Genomic DNA, 15793 nt, shown 5'->3' with positions numbered 1-15793 from the left:
GGCTGGCCGACTATAACCAGCAGATCCCGCACGACAGCCTGGGCGGGCTAACGCCCGCCGAGTTCCGTGATCAACATCAACCGCAGACCTCTAATTTTGGCTGGCACTGAATTGCGGGGAGTCGACATTCCGGCCCAGGCCCAGCACATCGCCCGCATCAGCCAGGACGTTGAGGCCGTTGTCGTGCCAGTACGCTGCCGCACCCAGGGCGCTGGGTTCGATCTGCAGCAGCAGGTCCGGCTGCTCTTCCACTGGCAAGCCGATCAGCACACCGATGCGGCGGTAGTTGCCCCGGAACGTGTGTTGCATCGGGCCACGGCCCCGGTGGCGGTAGCCATCGCCGCTGGCGGCGTTGCCATTGCCCAGGCGGTCGGCGTAGACGAAGTTGGCCAGCCCGACCGGATTGCGCAGGAATTGCGGCGCCTGCGCCGGCGTGATGCGCGCGCCGAACACTTCCAGCAGCCGGGCGCTGGTGGTGTACGTCAGCCCTTCCTCCATGCGCGACAGGCTCAGACTTTCGTGGCCGACCTGGCCGAGCCAGTGCGCGGCGCGGCGCTTGGTGGTGATGCCGAAGCGGTTGGCGGCGGCGAGCAGTGGGCCATGCCAGCGCTGTGCGCGTTGCGGCGAGCACTGCATGATCGAGGCGAGCTGGGTATCGGTGAACATCAATCGACCTTCAGGATGCGCGCCACATTGCCCTGGGCGCGGTAGGTGAGCACCGCCAGCACGATCAGCGTGCCCAGGTGACAGAGACTGACCTGCGAGCCGGCGCCGGCCAGCAGGATGTGCAGTGCCTGGCCGCCGGTGCTGGCGATCAGCAACCACGCGCACCAGCCCGCGCCGCGTCGATGGCGCGCATCGACTGGGCGGTAGGTAAGCAGGCGGACGCAGATGGCAAGCGAGGCCATCAACGTCAGGACGGTGACCAGGCTATGCACTGGGCGGACCTCCACGACGTAGGAAGGAAAAGTCGAACGATTTGCTCTTTTCGATCAGGCCGAGCGTGACGGTGATCGCGCACGCCGCGCTGGCGAAGGCAGCCACGCCACTGGATTTGATTGGCAGCCAGAGCAGGATCTCTGGCGCCAGCTGGTAGCCGGCTATCACGCTCACCGGGAAATAAATCAGCCGTACCAGCAGCGGTTGCTTGGCGGCGGACACCACGAACAATGCGCCGCCGGCAAAGGCGCCGATCAGCGCGTCGCCGTCGATGCCAGGCAGCACGGAGGCAAGACCCACACCGGTGGCGATCAAAAAGCCGCTCGATACGGAGGTGGGTTCGGTCATCAGGTCAGTCCCATAGCTGCACAAGCGGCGTCATCGCCGCCGTGGTGGTGGTTACCTCGGGCAACTCCACCGGGGTGCCGTGCGGAAGCACGGCGCCTAGTTCGGCCAGGCCGGGATTGAGGAGATAGGTGCGCTCGACCAGGCCGGCCGTGCTACCCAGATGGCGCCAGCACAGCAAGTCGACGGTGTCGCCTTGCATGGCGTGTACGCGCATCAGATGAGTTCCGCCGTGTTGCGTGGCTTGTCCTGCAGATCGCGCACTGCCCAGCGCTGATCACGGCGCAACTCGGTGATGCTCGGCGACAGGTCATCGGCGCGCTGGTTCGCGCTGTCGGTCGCGTCAAAGCTGCGGTAACGCTCTGCAACTTCCACGGCGGTGGCACACGCCACCGCACGCAGGTAAAGCTGCAGGCGGCGGGAGACACCATCGACGGTGGTGCTGGGCACATCGGCCAGCGATGCGTAGCCGGCGGTCTGCTGCGTGTCTGCCCAGGCCTGCAGCTCATCGTTGACGGCCAACATGGCGGCCACGATCGCGTGGCGCAGACGCGCATCGGTGACGGTGCCATCCAGGCGCATGCTTGCCCGCACACTCGCCGGTGCGATCGCTGGCCAGAACGGCGCGTTGGCGATCGCATCGGGCGTGGCGCTGGTGGTGCCGGTGGCAGTGAATCCGCTCATGGATGGCTCGGAAGAGATCGCCGGTGGTCGGGGCGTCACCGCAGCGATGACGTGCTGTGGATCGGCCCCGAGCCGGCGAGGGTTGCGGGGACGCTCGGTTATGCGCTGGTGCCCGCAGGCTCAGCGCTAAACTTCTTCAAGAGGCGCTCGGCGCGCTCCAGATCCTTCTTGCCGCCGCAGCTGCCGTGCAGTGCGATGGCGCGCTGCAGGTCGGCCACAGCGGCAGCGGCGATCGGCTGCGCCTGGTCGGCGGGCGTCTCGTCGGTGATGCCAGCCAGCGATGCGCGAGCCAGCGCCAGGTGCAGCTTGGCGCGCACCTCGTCGGGCATGTCCTGCTCGGCGGTCAGCGTGGCGGTGTCGGCCAGGACGGCCGCATCAAACGGCTGGCCGGTCTTCTGCGCCGACAACGCCGCCTCAGCGACTTCCTCGGCCAGTACGCAGCCCACGGTGCGGGAGAAGCGGTCGGGCATCTGCAGGCCGTGCTTGAGCACATAGGCGCCCAGCTCCAGCGCGCCGGCATAGTCGCCGGCATCAATGCGCCAGACCATGCACGTCATGACGATCTCGTCCTGCGCGCCCTGGCCGCCGGCCAGCACGCCGGCCAGATATGGCACGTAGGCCGGCAGCAGCTGCACTTTGAGCGCCGCCTTGCCCTGGGTGGACTGGATCTGCTTCAGCCGCAGGCGATCGCTCTGCAGCTGCGCCATGTGCTGCTCATAGGCCGTTGCACCGGCCATGAGCTGGTGCGGGGCACGCTGTGCTGCTTCCAACTCGGCCAGCACGCGGCTGTGGTGACGCTTGGCGGGACTGTCGGCCATGGCTTAGGCCTCGATCTCGATGTGCTCGACCACGCAGCCCAGGCCGTAGTCTTCGACCACGTAGGCATCGTTGGAGGACTCGTAGTTCTCGATGCGATCACGTGCGGGCACTTCCTGGATGTAACGACGACGGCCGCCGGTCTGGTAGTAGATCGACAGGTTCGCCAGCGAGGTGACCATCAACGCGCCGTCCGGCAGGTACGGCACCTCAGCCACCTGTAGGCCACCGACGCGGCGCTGGCTCAAGATCAGGTCGGTGGCGATCTTCTCGCTGGCCGGCTGGTCCTTGTTGACCATCGGGAAATACTTGTCGTGCATCAGGTCGCGGCCGAGCACCACCACCAGGCTCGGATCCTTGCGGTGCCACGGGTCGAGCAAGTTGCTCACCACATCGAACACCAGCGCGTCGAGGTTGCGGTAGTCCGCGCCATCGCCGGCGCCGATGACCATCTTGCCGGCCGTCTTGCCGCTCGCCAGCACGCGCTGCGCGGCATTGGTGCGGTACTGCTGCAGCCAGCCGATGTTGACGTCTTCCAGCAGCGGGAATGCGGCACGGTCGGTGTCGGCAGCGGCATGCGTGCCGTTAAAGCCGATCTGCAGACGGTCCAGCGCCTGGCGCTTGACGATGGCGTCGCGCAGGCGTGCCTGGAAGTCTGGGAACTTGGCCCAGGTATCGAGCAGCGCATAAGGGATCGCGGTGTCGAAATCGGTCTTCTTGGCGAGGTACTCGTTCTTGTCGAGCGCGGCCACGTTGCGTGGGGTGCGGGTCTTGCCGGCACCGGTATCGGTGCGGCTGGCAATGCTGCCGGTGACGCCGATGCCCACCTTCTGGCCGGACAGTTCGTCCACCGGGATGATGTTGACCTTGGACAGGAACTCGCTCGATTCCTGCATGCGCGTTTCCAGCTTCTGCTGCACGGTCGGATCGACAGCGAAGGAATGGAAGGCGGAGGTGATGCCATTGAGCTTGGCGATCTGCTCGGCGAACTGGTTGAACTGCAGGCGGGTGCCGTTTTGCATGGTGGCTCCGAAGGGGGCGCTAGCGGCGTGTGTGTGTGGTGTGGGATCAGCAGTCAGTCAGCACGGCCGCGCCGCCGCCGGTGACCACCGGGCGTGCGGGCTGTGCCGGATCGGGCTGCTGTGAGAGCGAGGCGCGCAGCTGCGCCAGGTCGTCCGCCAGCTGCGCGTGCTTGGTCGCCTGCTCGTTGTGTTCGGCCTGCAGGCAGTCGAAGCGTTCGTCCTGGCCGCGCACGTGCTCGGCGATCTCTTCGACGCCCTGGCCGAGGTCGGCGAACTGCTCGGCGGTGATGCTGGTGGCGTCCTCGCTCTTGAGCGCGGTGCGGATCCGGCTGAGCAGACTGGCGACCGGCCCTTCGCTGACTTCGCTGAATTCCAGCGTGGTTTCCTCGGCGACGGTGAACAGGTTGCCGGGCGATTGCTTGCGATCGGCCAGCGGGTTGGCGTCGGGGTGCTGGCCGGCGAAGCTGAGCATCGAGGTGCCCAGGCTGGCCGGTGAGTCGGTCACCGCCAGACCAACCAGATACGCCTTGCCGGTATTGGCGAACTTCTCCTGCACCTCGATGCTGGTGTAGAGCTTCTGCTTGGACTTGTTGATGGTGATCAGGTCGGCAGTCGGCTCGATCTGGGCAAACAGTGCCAGACGCTTGCTGCCGTCGATCTCGACCTCTTCGGCTTTGACGGCGGTGACATCGCCATATGCACGGAAGGGCGAGTCAGGCAGCAGGCTGCGCATGTGCTCGATCCAGATGCGGGCGTTGTAGGTCTCGCGGTTGTAAGTGGCGGCCATATCGTCGATCCAGCTGCGTTGGATCGTGCGGCCATCGGTGGTGGCGCCTTCGACGGCCACGCGGAACCAGTTGGAACGGAACTTCTTGGTCTTGCCCGACATGGGTGTCCTCTGCGCTGGATGCGTTTGCGATGACCCATGGTCAAACGCGACGCATAGCGCAGCAACGAAATCACCGTGTAAACAAGGTGATTACGCGTCGCTCAACTGTCGGGATTAAGAAGTGTGCCGCACTGTGGATGGCATGCAAAGCGTTGCCACCCAGCTCCCGATGGACACCCGCAGACAGGCCAAGTTCCTGTACTGGATGGGCTGGCGCGTGACCGAAATTGCGCAGGCCATCGGCGAGAACGAGAAGACTGTACACAGCTGGAAGTCGCGTGACGAGTGGGATCGCGCAGACAACGTTGAGCGCATCGGTGGAGCACTGGAAGCGCGCCTGGTCGTACTGATCATGAAGCCGGAAAAGTCCGGCGGTGACTTCAAAGAAGTTGATCTGCTGCATCGGCAGCTGGAGCGCCAGGCGCGCATCCAGCGCTACCAGGGCGGCGGCAACGAAGCGGACTTGAATCCGGCTGTGGCGAATCGCAACGCCGCGCCGAAGAAGAAGCCCAAGCGTAACGACTTCACCGAAGAGCAGGTCGAACAGCTGACCACGGCCTTCATTGATGGCTGTTTCGACTATCAGCGCGATTGGTACCGGGCCGGCAATGAGCGCACCCGCATCATCCTCAAGTCGCGCCAGATCGGCGCCACGTTCTACTTCGCCCGTGAGGCATTGATCGATGCGCTCACCACCGGGCGCAATCAGATCTTCCTCAGTGCGTCCAAGGCGCAGGCGCACCTGTTCCGCGGCTACATGCAGCAGTTCGTGCGCGAGACGATCGACGAGACGCTCTCCGGCGGCGACAGCATCGTATTCCCCAATGGCGCCGAGCTGTTCTTCCTCGGCACCAATGCGCGCACTGCACAGGGCTACCACGGCAATTTCTATTTCGACGAGTTCTTCTGGACCTACGGGTTCAACGAGTTGAACAAGGTCGCCAGCGGCATGGCGATGCACAAGAAGTGGCGCAAGACCTACTTCAGCACCCCATCGAGCATGGCCCACGAGGCCTACACGTTCTGGACCGGCGAGCGCCGCAACAAGGGCAAGCCGGCGGCGCAGCGGATCCAGATCGATGTGTCGCATGACGCGCTGGCCGGCGGTCGCCGCTGCCAGGACCGCGCGTGGCGACAGATCGTCAACATCCTCGACGCCCAGCGCCGTGGCTGCGACCTGTTCGATATCGAGGAACTGCGCGAGGAATACAGCCCGGACGCGTTCGCCAACCTGTTGATGTGCGAGTTCGTCGACGACGGCGCCAGCATCTTCCCGCTGGCGATGCTGCAGCCGTGCATGGTCGACAGCTGGGTCGAATGGGGGCAGGACTACAAACCCTTCGCTGCGCGCCCTTATGGCGATCGCGCGGTGTGGATCGGCTACGACCCGGCCGAGACCGGCGATACCGCCGGCCTGGTCGTGGTGGCGCCACCGCAGCTGCCGGGCGGCAAGTTCCGGTTGCTGGAGCGGATCCAGTTTCGGGGCATGGACTTCGCCAAGCAGGCCGCCGAGATCGAGCGCATCACGCGCCGCTACTGGGTGACCTACATCGGCATCGACACCACCGGCATGGGCAGTGGCGTGGCGCAGCTGGTGAAGCAGTTCTTCCCAAATCTGGTCACTTTCAGCTACTCCCCGGAGGTCAAGACGCGGCTGGTGCTCAAGGCCTTCGACGTCATCCACAACGAGCGGCTGGAGTTTGATGCCGGCTGGACCGATGTGGCGCAATCGTTGATGGCCATCCGCAAGACGATGACGGCCAGCGGCCGGCAATCCACCTTCACCGCTGGCCGCTCGGAAGAGACCGGCCACGCGGACCTAGCGTGGGCACTGTTCCACGCCCTGCAGAACGAACCGCTGGAAGGGCGCACCGCGCGCAACTCCGGCTTCATGGAGATCTCTTGATGTCGACTGACCAGTTGCCCGCCACCGCGCCTGCAGCTCCCACGCGTGCCGAGGCCTTCACCTTTGGCGATCCGACGCCGGTGCTCGATGGGCGCGGGGTGCTGGACTATCTGGAGTGCTGGCAGAACGGGCGCTGGTACGAGCCACCGGTGGCGCTGGATGGCCTCTCCAAGACCACGCGCAGCAATCCGTTCCTGCAGTCCGGGCTGATCTTCAAGCGCAACATGCTCGCACGCACCTTCAAGCCCCACCGGCTGCTGACGCGCGAAGCCTTCGAGCAGCTGTCGCTGGACTGGATCACGCTGGGCAATGGCTACCTTGAGCGGCGTCGCAACCGCATGGGCGGTGCGCTGTCGCTGGCTGCGCCGCTGTCCAAGTACATGCGGCGCGGCATCACCGAGGGTGAGTACTTCCAAGTGCGCACCTGGCACGACGAGCACGTGTTCGAGCCGGGCAGCGTGTTCCAGCTGCGCGAAGCCGATGTCGATCAAGAACTCTACGGCCTGGCCGAGTGGATGCCGGCGATGCAATCCGCCTTGCTCAACGAGTCGGCCACGCTGTTCCGGCGCAAGTACTACAACAACGGCTCGCATGCCGGCTTCATTCTGTACCTGACCGACCCGCAGCAGAGTCAGGAAGACGTCGACGCGCTGCGCACCGCCATGAAGGGCGCCAAGGGGCCGGGCAACTTCCGCAACCTGTTCCTGTACTCGCCGGGCGGCAACAAGGACGGGCTGAAGCTGATTCCGGTCAGCGAGGTCGCGGCCAAGGACGAGTTCAGCGGCATCAAGGGCATCACCCGCGACGACATGCTGGCTGCGCTGCGGATCCCGCCGCAGCTCATGGGCATCGTGCCGCAAAACGCCGGCGGCTTTGGGTCGATCCGCGAGGCAGCCGCTGTGTGGGCCGCCAACGAACTGGAGCCGCTGCAGGCGCGCATGCTGAAGATCAACGACTGGGTGGGCGATGAGGTCATCGCCTTCACCCCCTACGCGCCGCCAGTGGCCGCGTAATCCTTTCCCACCGCAGACCACGCAATGCTCAAGAACCTCCGTTGTGGCGAGTGCGCCCGCCTGCTGTGCAAGGCCGGCGCCTTCAATGAAATCCAGATCAAGTGCCCGCGTTGCGGCACGCTCAATCACCTGAAGGCCGAGAGCCTCACCTCCGATCGCCGCGAGCGAATCCAAGAAGGCTCTCATCATGAAAAACCAGCTCCTGCAGGGCGATGCCCTGACCATCCTGCCCACGCTCGAAGCCAATTCGTTCGACGCGCTGATCACTGACCCGCCGTATGCAAGTGGCGGCTTGACCGCCGCTGCTCGTGCCAAGCCGCCATCGCAAAAGTACGTCCAGGGCGGCGGCGTCCAACTGCATGCCGACTTTGTTGGCGACGAACGCGACCAGCGCTCACACCTGAAATGGATGCACCTGTGGCTATCCGAGTGCGCGCGCGTGCTCAAGGATGGCGCCCCGGTGCTGCTGTTCACCGACTGGCGTCAGCTGCCGCTGACCACTGACGCGCTGCAGATCGCCGGCTTCACATGGCGCGGCATCACCGTCTGGGACAAGACCGAAGGCGTGCGTCCGCAGTTGGGGCGCTTCCGGAACCAGGCCGAATACATCGTGTGGGGCAGCAAGGGCAGCATGCCGCTGGATCGACAGGCCCCAGTGCTACCGGGTGTCTTAAGAACTCCAGTGCTCAAAGCTGATAAGCATCATCTGACTGGGAAGCCGACTGATCTGATGCGCCAGCTAGTGCGGATTTGCGAAGTTGGCGGGCGAGTCCTCGATCCGTTTGCTGGATCTGGCACCACGTTGGTCGCCGCTCAGTTAGAGGGTTTTGAGTGGGTAGGCATCGAGATGACAGATCAGTACACCTCTGTGGCGCGTCAGCGGCTCAATCACGACTGATTCTCTGATTGGATCACACAAGCCGCCCACCGGGCGGCTTTCTCATGGTCATGCGGTCATCGACGTTTGCCTGCGGCGTGTCAAGCCGTGCGCACGCCATGACTTAGAGAGGCTGGAGGTGATAGACGTCGGTCTAGGACCAACAATTCCACCCCGATACGTTTTGTCTGTGCGGAATAATTTAGCTCTTTCCTGTAGATCGGCAGGCCATTGTAAAGGCTTGCGATTTCAGGTGAATTGTCATAAGTCAGCATCCATGGGCTTTTAATTTTTTTTATTGCTCCGGCCAGCTGGACATGATCTTCGTGCTTGTAGAAGCTGCAGTATAGTTCCGGGCCCCTTTTATAGTAGGGGGGGTCGATGTTTATAAGGCTTCTTTTTCCTGCGACCTTACTTATCTTCTCAAGAAAAGTCTTTGCATCTTCCCTGTGCAGCTTAACTTGATCTTTATATAAAGCTATGCGTCTGATTTTTTTAATCAAGTCCGCCTTGTTGAATCGGCAGTCTAATAAGTAATTTCCATTTTGATTAATTCCACCGATTACTCCCGCTTTGATAATTCCTGAGCGGTTCGTGCGATTGAGGAAGAAGGTGGAAAATCCAAGATCGACGACCTTGGGTTTAGATTTGCTTTGTATCAATCGCTGTTTTTGCCATTCTTCAATGGTGATGTCTGTTTTTTCTATCAATTCACATAGATCATCGGTGTGGCGCAAGACCGATGACCAAAACGCGTAAACAGATGGGTCAATGTCATTGATAATGATCTCAGACATGTAGTTTTCAAGCAAAAGCTTCCAAGCAATGCCAGCTCCACCAGCGAACGGCTCAACGTAGGTTCCGTAAAAAAGATCGTTTGCTCGCATCAGATCGGTTACAAAACCGGAAAGCTGAGTCTTTCCGCCTGGGTAGCGAAGGGGGGAGTCGGTAACGGGCACTGGGTCAAACCTAGGGCGTGGATAAGTAATTGTAGAGCGAGAGGTGGCACTTGGCCACCGATTATTTCATCCTGTCCAACATCAGTTGCAAGCCTCCTTCAAGCTCTTCCCACTGAGCTCTGAGGCTGTCGCCAGTAGGGATAAGGGTCAAGTGGACAGAGGCGCCCAGTGTGTCTGGTGACGTCGAACTGTGGACATTGGTAGACATAACGGAGAGAGGCTTCAGCTGCCGATTGGTCGCACCATCAGCGCGGAGCTCATCGCAGCACGTTTGAATGACCTGATGTAGCTTCTGGCCGTTCGTCCCCTTGCCGCGCTGCTTGGCGAATTCAAATGCAACTTTCTCTACAAATGCTCGAAGAAGGTATCCGCCCGCGAAAGGGTAAGTGTCGGGATCAAGCTTCCGAAGTTCTTCGTAGACTCGGCGAAGGATATTGTCTTTTATTTTAAGTTTGAACTCCGAGGGGATAATGTAGGGCCTTTTTCCAGGATGCCTCGTAGTTCTGCGTTCTTTTACCTTATTTTCCGTGGAGGTCGGTATCGCGAGTACTGGCGCGGAAATGCGCTCCTTAGGAGCGATCCCGGCCTTTTGAAGCTCCTGTGCGTACTTCTTACGCTCCGCGCTGTTGGTGCGCGAATTCGCATCTCCCGATGCCGCGTCCTCCAGGAATTTCCCGACTACTCCATCAAATGCAGTTTGCTCAACATCGATTGTGAGATCGCGACTGTTGGTTAGACCGAACGTTGAACGGACGACAGGGTTTGATAGATAGCGTGTTACTGTCGTCAATGGGATTTCTTTCTTTTGCTGACTGCTAATAATTCCAGATTGCTCAGCGTAATCAAGAAGAGCTAGGGCTTGGGTGTTTGGATTGCTAGTCGGTGAGCCTTGCGCATTGAATCTCGCCTTCTCGTTTGGCTTCCAGGGTCGGGTGCCAACTCCACCCAGCTCGCCCTCATGTCGCAGGGATAGCCAATACCTAGCCGCGGCTCTGCTTGGAAATATAGCGACTTCAATTTTTACAGCTACAGGTATTCCGCTTGCCTTATATCCTTCAAGAGCCCGCCGCGTCTGCGCGCTGGGCGCACGATGTGGATCCATCAAAAGTTTGAGGGCACACAGGCGCCTGTTCCCTTCCACAACAATAAACTTATTTTTCTGGGTGGTGTGGCTTACAACAGCCAGTCGTTCCAGTGGGCTTGTGCCATGTGTAGCAATGCTGCTGGCAAGGCTTAAAACCTTTTCGTCTGCAACAAGCTTCGCAATGATGTCCGGCTCGGCATCAATTGGATCGTGCCTCGGATTCTCATTGTCGAGAAAAATGTCAGCTAAGGGTATCGAGCTGAACTGTACGTTAGACATCCATTTCTACCTTTGTCGGTTGTGACGTCAATCTGAAGACTTTTAGCCCAGGAGCCTAACTTAGCATCCACGCTAGGCCGTCGTCGCGTCAGTTCGGGAACAGCCCAGTCGTCACACCACTCTAGCCAGCGTCGGCAGGCTCAACCGCATAGATGGTCACCTGCCAAGGCGAACAGCGCGCCCCATAGCGGATAGGGCCAGCTTCTGTTGAGTCACTGTGCTCTACGCGCGCAATCGTCGCCCTGCCACGCCTGTCTTCTTGCGTGGTTTTCGCTGCGCCCCCGCAGGGTGGCCTGGGCCGCGCTGCTGTTACCGATCCCTGCGATTCAAGGGGGTCTCTCTTCCCTGCAGATACATGCGCGCCTGGGGGCTTTGCGTGGCGGCGCGGCTGCGTTCCCGTCGCTCGGCTTTCCAGCGCACTTCGGCAAGTGACCATCGGAATCAGGTAATCGGTAATCCGAGACCTGAAACAGGGTCTAACCGATTGATCTCGTTAGGAAGTTGGGATTACACGACACTGGTCGCTGCGCAACTGGAGGGCTTTGAGGCGTTCGGCATCGAAATGACCGACAAGTACGCTGCCGTGACACGCAATCGACTGACGGTGCTGTAATCCCCCGAAATGAGCCGCCATGGTGGCGGCTCTGTCTTTACCGCGCAGGAGATGGACGCAATGCAATCACGCGATATTGCCCTTTATCGCCGTATTGCTTCGTCTTCTTTTCGACAACGGCGCAGAGCCTGTCTGCATCACACGGCGCCAGGTCGGCGCGGGCGACGCGATCTAGATACGCAATCTCGGCACGACGCTGTGCGGCTTCGGCTAACCCGGACTGTGCGGCCTTGAGCGCGTAGGCGGCGACACCCACGCACAGCAGCGCCCCGATGATGATCACGCTCAAGCCGATCCACATGCGACGCGTGACCATCGCTTCTAGGGATTGCTGTGCTTGCGCATACCGATAGGTTGCATGCTCGAGCGTCTGGTCTGCATCGACCATCTTCTTGTTGAACCGTGTGACCGCCGGTTCCAGCGACTGCGTCAACGCCTGGTTGCTCAATTGCGTCAGCCGGGGCAGTGCATCCTGCACGACCTGAGTGACGCGTTGGTCTGCGCGGTTGGCCGCTTGCTGTAGCAGCTGCAGCTGCTGGCGCACCAGATCTTCCAGGGCCTGCTCTCGCTGCTGCAGCTGGCCGATCAATGCCGCCATCGCCTGGATCGAGTCCCGCATTGCGTCTTGCGCATCGTCTCTGTGTCGCATCTGTGAGGTGTTCTGCATGTCCTTGGTCGCCTTTTGATAATTCAACTCGCCGCACGGGGCTGCGCTAACCGCCACCACCGCCGCCGCCACCACCGCCGCCACCACCGCCACCGCCACTGCCACCGCCACTGCCACCTCCACCACCGCCACCATCTCCACCAGGAGTTCCGCCTGGCGAGCCGCCCTGCATTGCAGGCCCGTGCGCGAACTGCGGCAGCGTCATCACCATCACCGGCCCTCGACTGGTCTGCACTTCTGTCGAGACGTCCATGTTCAGTGCCTGGCGCAGGCTCGCCTGTTCCTGCGCCTCCTGCATCGCCTGGGCATCCAGGAATTCATGGCCCCGTTTGGCAAGCGCCTGGCTGTAGGGGCTGTTGGCGACCCGTTCCAAGGCCTGTTCGATCGCCAGTTCGTCCTTGCAGTCGATGGCGTACAGCAACTCGTCCACATCCGGATCGCCGGTGATGGTTTTACGCTGGGGCTGCGGCCGATCTTCCTGCTCGCCAGCGGCAAGAGGGTGTGGCGCGGTGTCTGCCGGCTGGGCGCGTGGTGGTCTCAGTCCAGAGGGGCCATTCGGATCGTAGCCATCACGCAATTCCAGCTCAGTAAATGGCCGCTCGCCACGGTCCACGCGCGCCTGCCGCGCTTCTGCGATGCGGTTTTCTATTTCGAGATCCTGTTCGAGTTGGATGCGCAGCTCACGCATGGAGCGCGCTATTTCCTCCCAGGAGTTTGGATCGGCGGGCACAGCGGCAGGGCGGTCGTGCGCATCGGCCAGGGAAGCGGACAGCGGCTCGCGCACACCGGGCGCGTCCTTGGGTGAGTCGGCGGAGCGGCCAGCGGTCGGTACGTCCAGCGATGGCCCTGCCGCTTGCGCGAGGTGCGCGGACCCTGGCAGCGCTGCTGGGGGATCTGGTGCTTCCGGTGCTTGAGCGTTTGGAGTGAGGGCCTGTTGCTCATCGCGGTGGTCTGCGGCCATTGCGGTGTCGAGCGACGGCGCGGAAGGCGGGGGCGCCGCCGCCTGGGCCAGGCGCACGTGTGCCGGCTGCTCGGGCGGTTGCGCAGCTGCATCTTGCCGCGCATCCGAGGCTTGCGCTGTCATCTGACGTTGGCCGCTGTGCGGGTCCGCAACCTGCTGCTGATGCTCGCGTTGTGGAGCCGCTTGGGCGTGCAGCGGCTGTTGCTCGGCATGTTGCACCGTCTGCGCCTGGAGGCGTTCCTGCTGGCTCTGCTGGGCATCCTGAGCCTGGCGTGTTTCCTGCTCGCGCTGCTGGGTCTGCTCGGTCTGTCGCTGCGCTTGTTCGCGCTGCTCGGTGTCGTGTGCCTGCTGCTGCATCTGCTCGCGCTGTTGGCGCTCTTGCGCCTGTTGCCGGGCCTGCTCGCTTTGCTGGACGTCCTGCGCCTGGCCTTCCTGGTGTTCCTGTCGCTGCAATTCTTGCTGCCGAAGTTCCTGCACTGCATGCGCTTGCAGCGCCCGAGCGGCCTGCGCCCGATACTCGCGTGAGGTCTGCTCCTGCAGCGCGTGCGCGCGTGCCTGCGCCAATTGCTGATCCTGCGCATGGCGTTCCTGCTGCTCGCGTTCTTGACGCGCCCGCGCGGCAGTGGCTGCCTGCATCCGAACCTGCATATCCATCACCAGGTGTGGGCTGGAGGATGCGTTGGTGCCAGAAGTGTCGCTCTCTGCCGATCCATCCGATGCGCGCGACATGGAGGCCAGTGGCTGTGCGGGGGCAGCCGGTTGCTGCCGCGCCTGCACCTCCAGCAGGACCTGACGGATGTCCTCGCTGCTGGTCACGGCGGCAATGCGATCGACGCCGTCAGCACCGCGTTGCAGATGCATGATCGGGCTATCGGCGCCGAAGGTGCCGGTTGGGCCGCGTTGGAGTTTCACGGAGCCATCGGCGGTGAGACCATGCGCTGCACGCGTGCGCTGCGTCGCCAGCTCGATCGCGTCGCGCCACTCGGGTTTCAGTTCGGTGCCGACGATGCGATAGCGGTAGAGCGTTTCCTCGCGCTGCTGCTCCTGCAGCGATGGCGGCGACTGCCGGATGGCGGCAATCGCCTGCGCCTGCTCGGCCAGTGCCGGTTGCAGCATCGCGCGCGTGGTCTCCAGTTCCAGTAGGCGATTGCCATCGGGTGGGGCGCCGTTGCTGGTCCACTGGCCTTCGATGTTGCGGTAGTAGCGCTGGCCGTTCGAGGCGGTCAACGCATCCGGGTCGGGCAGCGCCTGCTGCACGGCCGGCGACATTGGCAGTCCATTGGCGGCCCAGCCGCTGCGGTGGTAAGCCAGTTCATAACGCGCGGCAATGGCGCCGGGACTGTTGGCGATGCTGCGGGCGATGGTGTCCTGCGCCTGCGCGTCCAGTTCGGCAGCGCGTTCCGGCGAGGCGGTGTCCTGCACATAGCTGCCGCGATCGTTGGCGCCGGAGATCTCGGCCTTGACCAGGCGATGCCACTGACCGTCCGCTGCATCGCGTCGCCAGTCGGCGCTGCTCAGGCTGGGGCGGTCGGTGGCATTGGCCGGCTGGCGATACGGATCCTGCGGAGCGGGCGCATCCTTGAGGGCGAGCGCTGCAGCGGCGTTGGTGGCCTGGTAATTGAGCTCGCGCGCCTTCTCGTAGCTGGCGACGATGGGCATGGCGGTGGGGTTGTCCACGCCATCATTGGTGGTGTCGGCCTTGCCCTCGCGTGCCCACGCGGTGCCGTTGAACGACCACTGCGTGCCATCGCGATCGGTCTGGGTGTAGATGGCGCGGTTGTCGAGCAACGCGGCGGCCTTCTGGCCGGCCTTGGTCATGAAGTACGCATCGGCGGCGATCAGCACCATCGGCCCGGCGCCCGAGCTGCCCAATGCGTAGGCAGCGGCGGTACCGCCGGCCCAGCCGCCGACGTTGCGGCCGGCGAAGTGCGCAAGCTCCGATTGCGCGGCCAGTGGATTGTCCTGGCCAAGAAGCTGTGTGGCGCGCTGGCCGGTCATGACCGTGTCGGCGGCGGTGGCGATCAGGCCGGCGCTGCGTAGTGCCTGAGCTGCAGATAGATCGCCTGCGAGGAGCTCGGCGGTGGCGAAGCCGCGTTGCGAGACTGGTGTATACGGCGGATGCGGTGTAGCGGCTGCGCCTTGGCGAATGCTGCGCGCAGCATCGCCGATGGTGGTCGCCGTGTCGTCCAATACCTGCTGGACCAAGGCCGCGTTGGACTCGGATAACCTCACACGCCCGGCATCTTCGGCGTGCGCGATGGCCATGCGAAATTCCTCACGCCCGGCGATCTCGCGGGCGAGGACATCGGGTTCACGTGGGACACCGACCAGATTGTGCCCCGTTGTGCGTGCGACATCGACTACTTTTGCGATCCGCTGCTCGGAGTGCGTGATCGCGGCCCATTCGGATTCGACATTGCTCATAGAGCGCAGCGTCTTCACTTGGTCGGCGTGGGCAGCGCGGTATTGATCAATCTCGGAGAGGGTGCTGCGGTTTTGCGCGTTGGTCTCGGCCTTGGTCAAGCGATCTGGCGTAGTTGCGAATGCGTCGCCATTGATGAGGGCAACTTTGAGTGTGTCTCGAAGATCGTGCACTTGAGTGGCAATTTTTCTAAGGATGGTCTGATCAACGCGACCGGAAAACGAAGCAACCGCATCCGCCGCGCTGAGGGCGCTCAAATCGCCGATTTTTTGCCGGTTTCGGCCGTTTGCGGGGTGTTGCCTGGGTTACAGGCACAG

16 protein-coding genes and 1 pseudogene are annotated in these 15793 nt (G+C 62.7%); 5 read left to right on the top strand and 12 right to left on the bottom strand.

Annotated elements, in window-relative coordinates:
- Nucleotides 1-120 precede the first annotated feature (120 nt).
- From NX05_RS03890 to NX05_RS03855, 8 genes and pseudogenes are all read right to left on the bottom strand, one after another.
- Nucleotides 121-666, bottom strand: a pseudogene (locus NX05_RS03890) (glycoside hydrolase family 19 protein); the annotation flags it as partial.
- Nucleotides 666-938 (bottom strand): phage holin family protein, encoded by a 273-nt coding sequence (locus NX05_RS03885; RefSeq protein WP_017123195.1) that lies wholly within the window; start codon nucleotides 936-938, stop codon nucleotides 666-668. The pseudogene NX05_RS03890 and the gene NX05_RS03885, both read right to left, overlap by 1 nt.
- Nucleotides 931-1287, bottom strand: a complete 357-nt coding sequence (locus tag NX05_RS03880) for a phage holin family protein (RefSeq protein WP_039438911.1) — start codon at nucleotides 1285-1287, stop codon at nucleotides 931-933. The genes NX05_RS03885 and NX05_RS03880 overlap by 8 nt, the downstream gene beginning before the upstream one ends.
- Nucleotides 1288-1291: 4 nt before the next feature.
- Complete coding sequence (locus tag NX05_RS03875; RefSeq protein ID WP_005917735.1) at nucleotides 1292-1501, bottom strand: tail protein X; 210 nt, start codon at nucleotides 1499-1501, stop codon at nucleotides 1292-1294.
- The gene (locus NX05_RS03870) at nucleotides 1501-1968 is read right to left on the bottom strand and encodes a head completion/stabilization protein (RefSeq protein ID WP_053012833.1); all 468 of its coding nucleotides are present in this window, start codon (nucleotides 1966-1968) and stop codon (nucleotides 1501-1503) included. The genes NX05_RS03875 and NX05_RS03870 overlap by 1 nt, the downstream gene beginning before the upstream one ends.
- 98 nt (nucleotides 1969-2066) lie before the next feature.
- Complete coding sequence (gpM, locus tag NX05_RS03865) at nucleotides 2067-2786, bottom strand: phage terminase small subunit (protein WP_039435773.1); 720 nt, start codon at nucleotides 2784-2786, stop codon at nucleotides 2067-2069.
- Between the two features lie 3 nt (nucleotides 2787-2789).
- Entirely contained in the window at nucleotides 2790-3806 is a 1017-nt protein-coding gene (locus NX05_RS03860) for a phage major capsid protein, P2 family (RefSeq protein ID WP_039435776.1), read from the bottom strand.
- Between the two features lie 46 nt (nucleotides 3807-3852).
- Nucleotides 3853-4695 carry a GPO family capsid scaffolding protein gene (locus NX05_RS03855; protein WP_039435779.1) on the bottom strand — a complete coding sequence of 281 codons (843 nt, stop codon included), beginning with the start codon at nucleotides 4693-4695 and terminating at the stop codon, nucleotides 3853-3855.
- Nucleotides 4696-4837: 142 nt separating this feature from the next.
- Here NX05_RS03855 and NX05_RS03850 point away from each other — a divergent pair, with 142 nt between their 5' ends.
- Genes NX05_RS03850 through NX05_RS03840 form a run of 4 tightly spaced genes read left to right on the top strand, consistent with a single transcriptional unit; the run spans nucleotide 4838 to nucleotide 8512 of the window.
- On the top strand, nucleotides 4838-6601 hold the full coding sequence (locus tag NX05_RS03850) for a terminase ATPase subunit family protein (RefSeq protein ID WP_172645720.1): 1764 nt from the start codon (nucleotides 4838-4840) through the stop codon (nucleotides 6599-6601).
- Nucleotides 6601-7614, top strand: coding sequence for a phage portal protein (locus tag NX05_RS03845; RefSeq protein WP_039435784.1), 1014 nt, complete (start codon nucleotides 6601-6603; stop codon nucleotides 7612-7614). Before NX05_RS03850 ends, NX05_RS03845 begins: the two co-directional genes overlap by 1 nt.
- Before the next feature lie 24 nt (nucleotides 7615-7638).
- Complete coding sequence (locus NX05_RS21725) at nucleotides 7639-7884, top strand: Com family DNA-binding transcriptional regulator (RefSeq protein ID WP_080764649.1); 246 nt, start codon at nucleotides 7639-7641, stop codon at nucleotides 7882-7884.
- Nucleotides 7802-8512, top strand: coding sequence for a DNA-methyltransferase (locus NX05_RS03840; protein ID WP_039435786.1), 711 nt, complete (start codon nucleotides 7802-7804; stop codon nucleotides 8510-8512). The genes NX05_RS21725 and NX05_RS03840 overlap by 83 nt, the downstream gene beginning before the upstream one ends.
- Before the next feature lie 80 nt (nucleotides 8513-8592).
- On the opposite strand, the gene NX05_RS03835 is transcribed toward NX05_RS03840, so the two are convergent.
- Nucleotides 8593-9450 (bottom strand): DNA adenine methylase, encoded by an 858-nt coding sequence (locus tag NX05_RS03835; protein ID WP_039435790.1) that lies wholly within the window; start codon nucleotides 9448-9450, stop codon nucleotides 8593-8595.
- Nucleotides 9451-9511: 61 nt separating this feature from the next.
- On the bottom strand, nucleotides 9512-10813 hold the full coding sequence (locus NX05_RS23555; protein ID WP_134811007.1) for a ParB N-terminal domain-containing protein: 1302 nt from the start codon (nucleotides 10811-10813) through the stop codon (nucleotides 9512-9514).
- A 484-nt stretch (nucleotides 10814-11297) separates the two neighbouring features.
- On the opposite strand from NX05_RS23555, the gene NX05_RS25150 reads away from it, so the two are divergent.
- Complete coding sequence (locus NX05_RS25150) at nucleotides 11298-11426, top strand: hypothetical protein (protein WP_017122020.1); 129 nt, start codon at nucleotides 11298-11300, stop codon at nucleotides 11424-11426.
- A 37-nt stretch (nucleotides 11427-11463) separates the two neighbouring features.
- On the opposite strand, the gene NX05_RS03825 is transcribed toward NX05_RS25150, so the two are convergent.
- The gene (locus tag NX05_RS03825; RefSeq protein WP_039435795.1) at nucleotides 11464-12228 is read right to left on the bottom strand and encodes a hypothetical protein; all 765 of its coding nucleotides are present in this window, start codon (nucleotides 12226-12228) and stop codon (nucleotides 11464-11466) included.
- On the bottom strand, nucleotides 12140-15661 hold the full coding sequence (locus NX05_RS24535) for a hypothetical protein (RefSeq protein WP_397558749.1): 3522 nt from the start codon (nucleotides 15659-15661) through the stop codon (nucleotides 12140-12142). Before NX05_RS24535 ends, NX05_RS03825 begins: the two co-directional genes overlap by 89 nt.
- Nucleotides 15662-15793 lie beyond the last annotated feature (132 nt).

This window comes from Xanthomonas vasicola (assembly GCF_000772705.2).
GTDB lineage: Bacteria > Pseudomonadota > Gammaproteobacteria > Xanthomonadales > Xanthomonadaceae > Xanthomonas > Xanthomonas vasicola.
This window is presented reverse-complemented; position numbering and strand designations above follow the sequence as displayed.

Excerpts from the sequence above, each read along its gene's own strand:
- NX05_RS03880 (WP_039438911.1), bottom strand. The coding sequence starts at position 1,287 with ATGACCGAACCCACCTCCGTATCGAGCGGCTTTTTGATCGCCACCGGT.
- NX05_RS03875 (WP_005917735.1), bottom strand. The coding sequence starts at position 1,501 with ATGCGCGTACACGCCATGCAAGGCGACACCGTCGACTTGCTGTGCTGG.
- NX05_RS03870 (WP_053012833.1), bottom strand. The coding sequence starts at position 1,968 with ATGAGCGGATTCACTGCCACCGGCACCACCAGCGCCACGCCCGATGCG.
- gpM (WP_039435773.1), bottom strand. The coding sequence starts at position 2,786 with ATGGCCGACAGTCCCGCCAAGCGTCACCACAGCCGCGTGCTGGCCGAG.
- NX05_RS03860 (WP_039435776.1), bottom strand. The coding sequence starts at position 3,806 with ATGCAAAACGGCACCCGCCTGCAGTTCAACCAGTTCGCCGAGCAGATC.
- NX05_RS03855 (WP_039435779.1), bottom strand. The coding sequence starts at position 4,695 with ATGTCGGGCAAGACCAAGAAGTTCCGTTCCAACTGGTTCCGCGTGGCC.
- NX05_RS03850 (WP_172645720.1), top strand. The coding sequence starts at position 4,838 with ATGCAAAGCGTTGCCACCCAGCTCCCGATGGACACCCGCAGACAGGCC.
- NX05_RS03845 (WP_039435784.1), top strand. The coding sequence starts at position 6,601 with ATGTCGACTGACCAGTTGCCCGCCACCGCGCCTGCAGCTCCCACGCGT.
- NX05_RS21725 (WP_080764649.1), top strand. The coding sequence starts at position 7,639 with ATGCTCAAGAACCTCCGTTGTGGCGAGTGCGCCCGCCTGCTGTGCAAG.
- NX05_RS03840 (WP_039435786.1), top strand. The coding sequence starts at position 7,802 with ATGAAAAACCAGCTCCTGCAGGGCGATGCCCTGACCATCCTGCCCACG.
- NX05_RS23555 (WP_134811007.1), bottom strand. The coding sequence starts at position 10,813 with ATGTCTAACGTACAGTTCAGCTCGATACCCTTAGCTGACATTTTTCTC.
- NX05_RS03825 (WP_039435795.1), bottom strand. The coding sequence starts at position 12,228 with ATGGTGGCGGTGGTGGAGGTGGCAGTGGCGGTGGCAGTGGCGGTGGCG.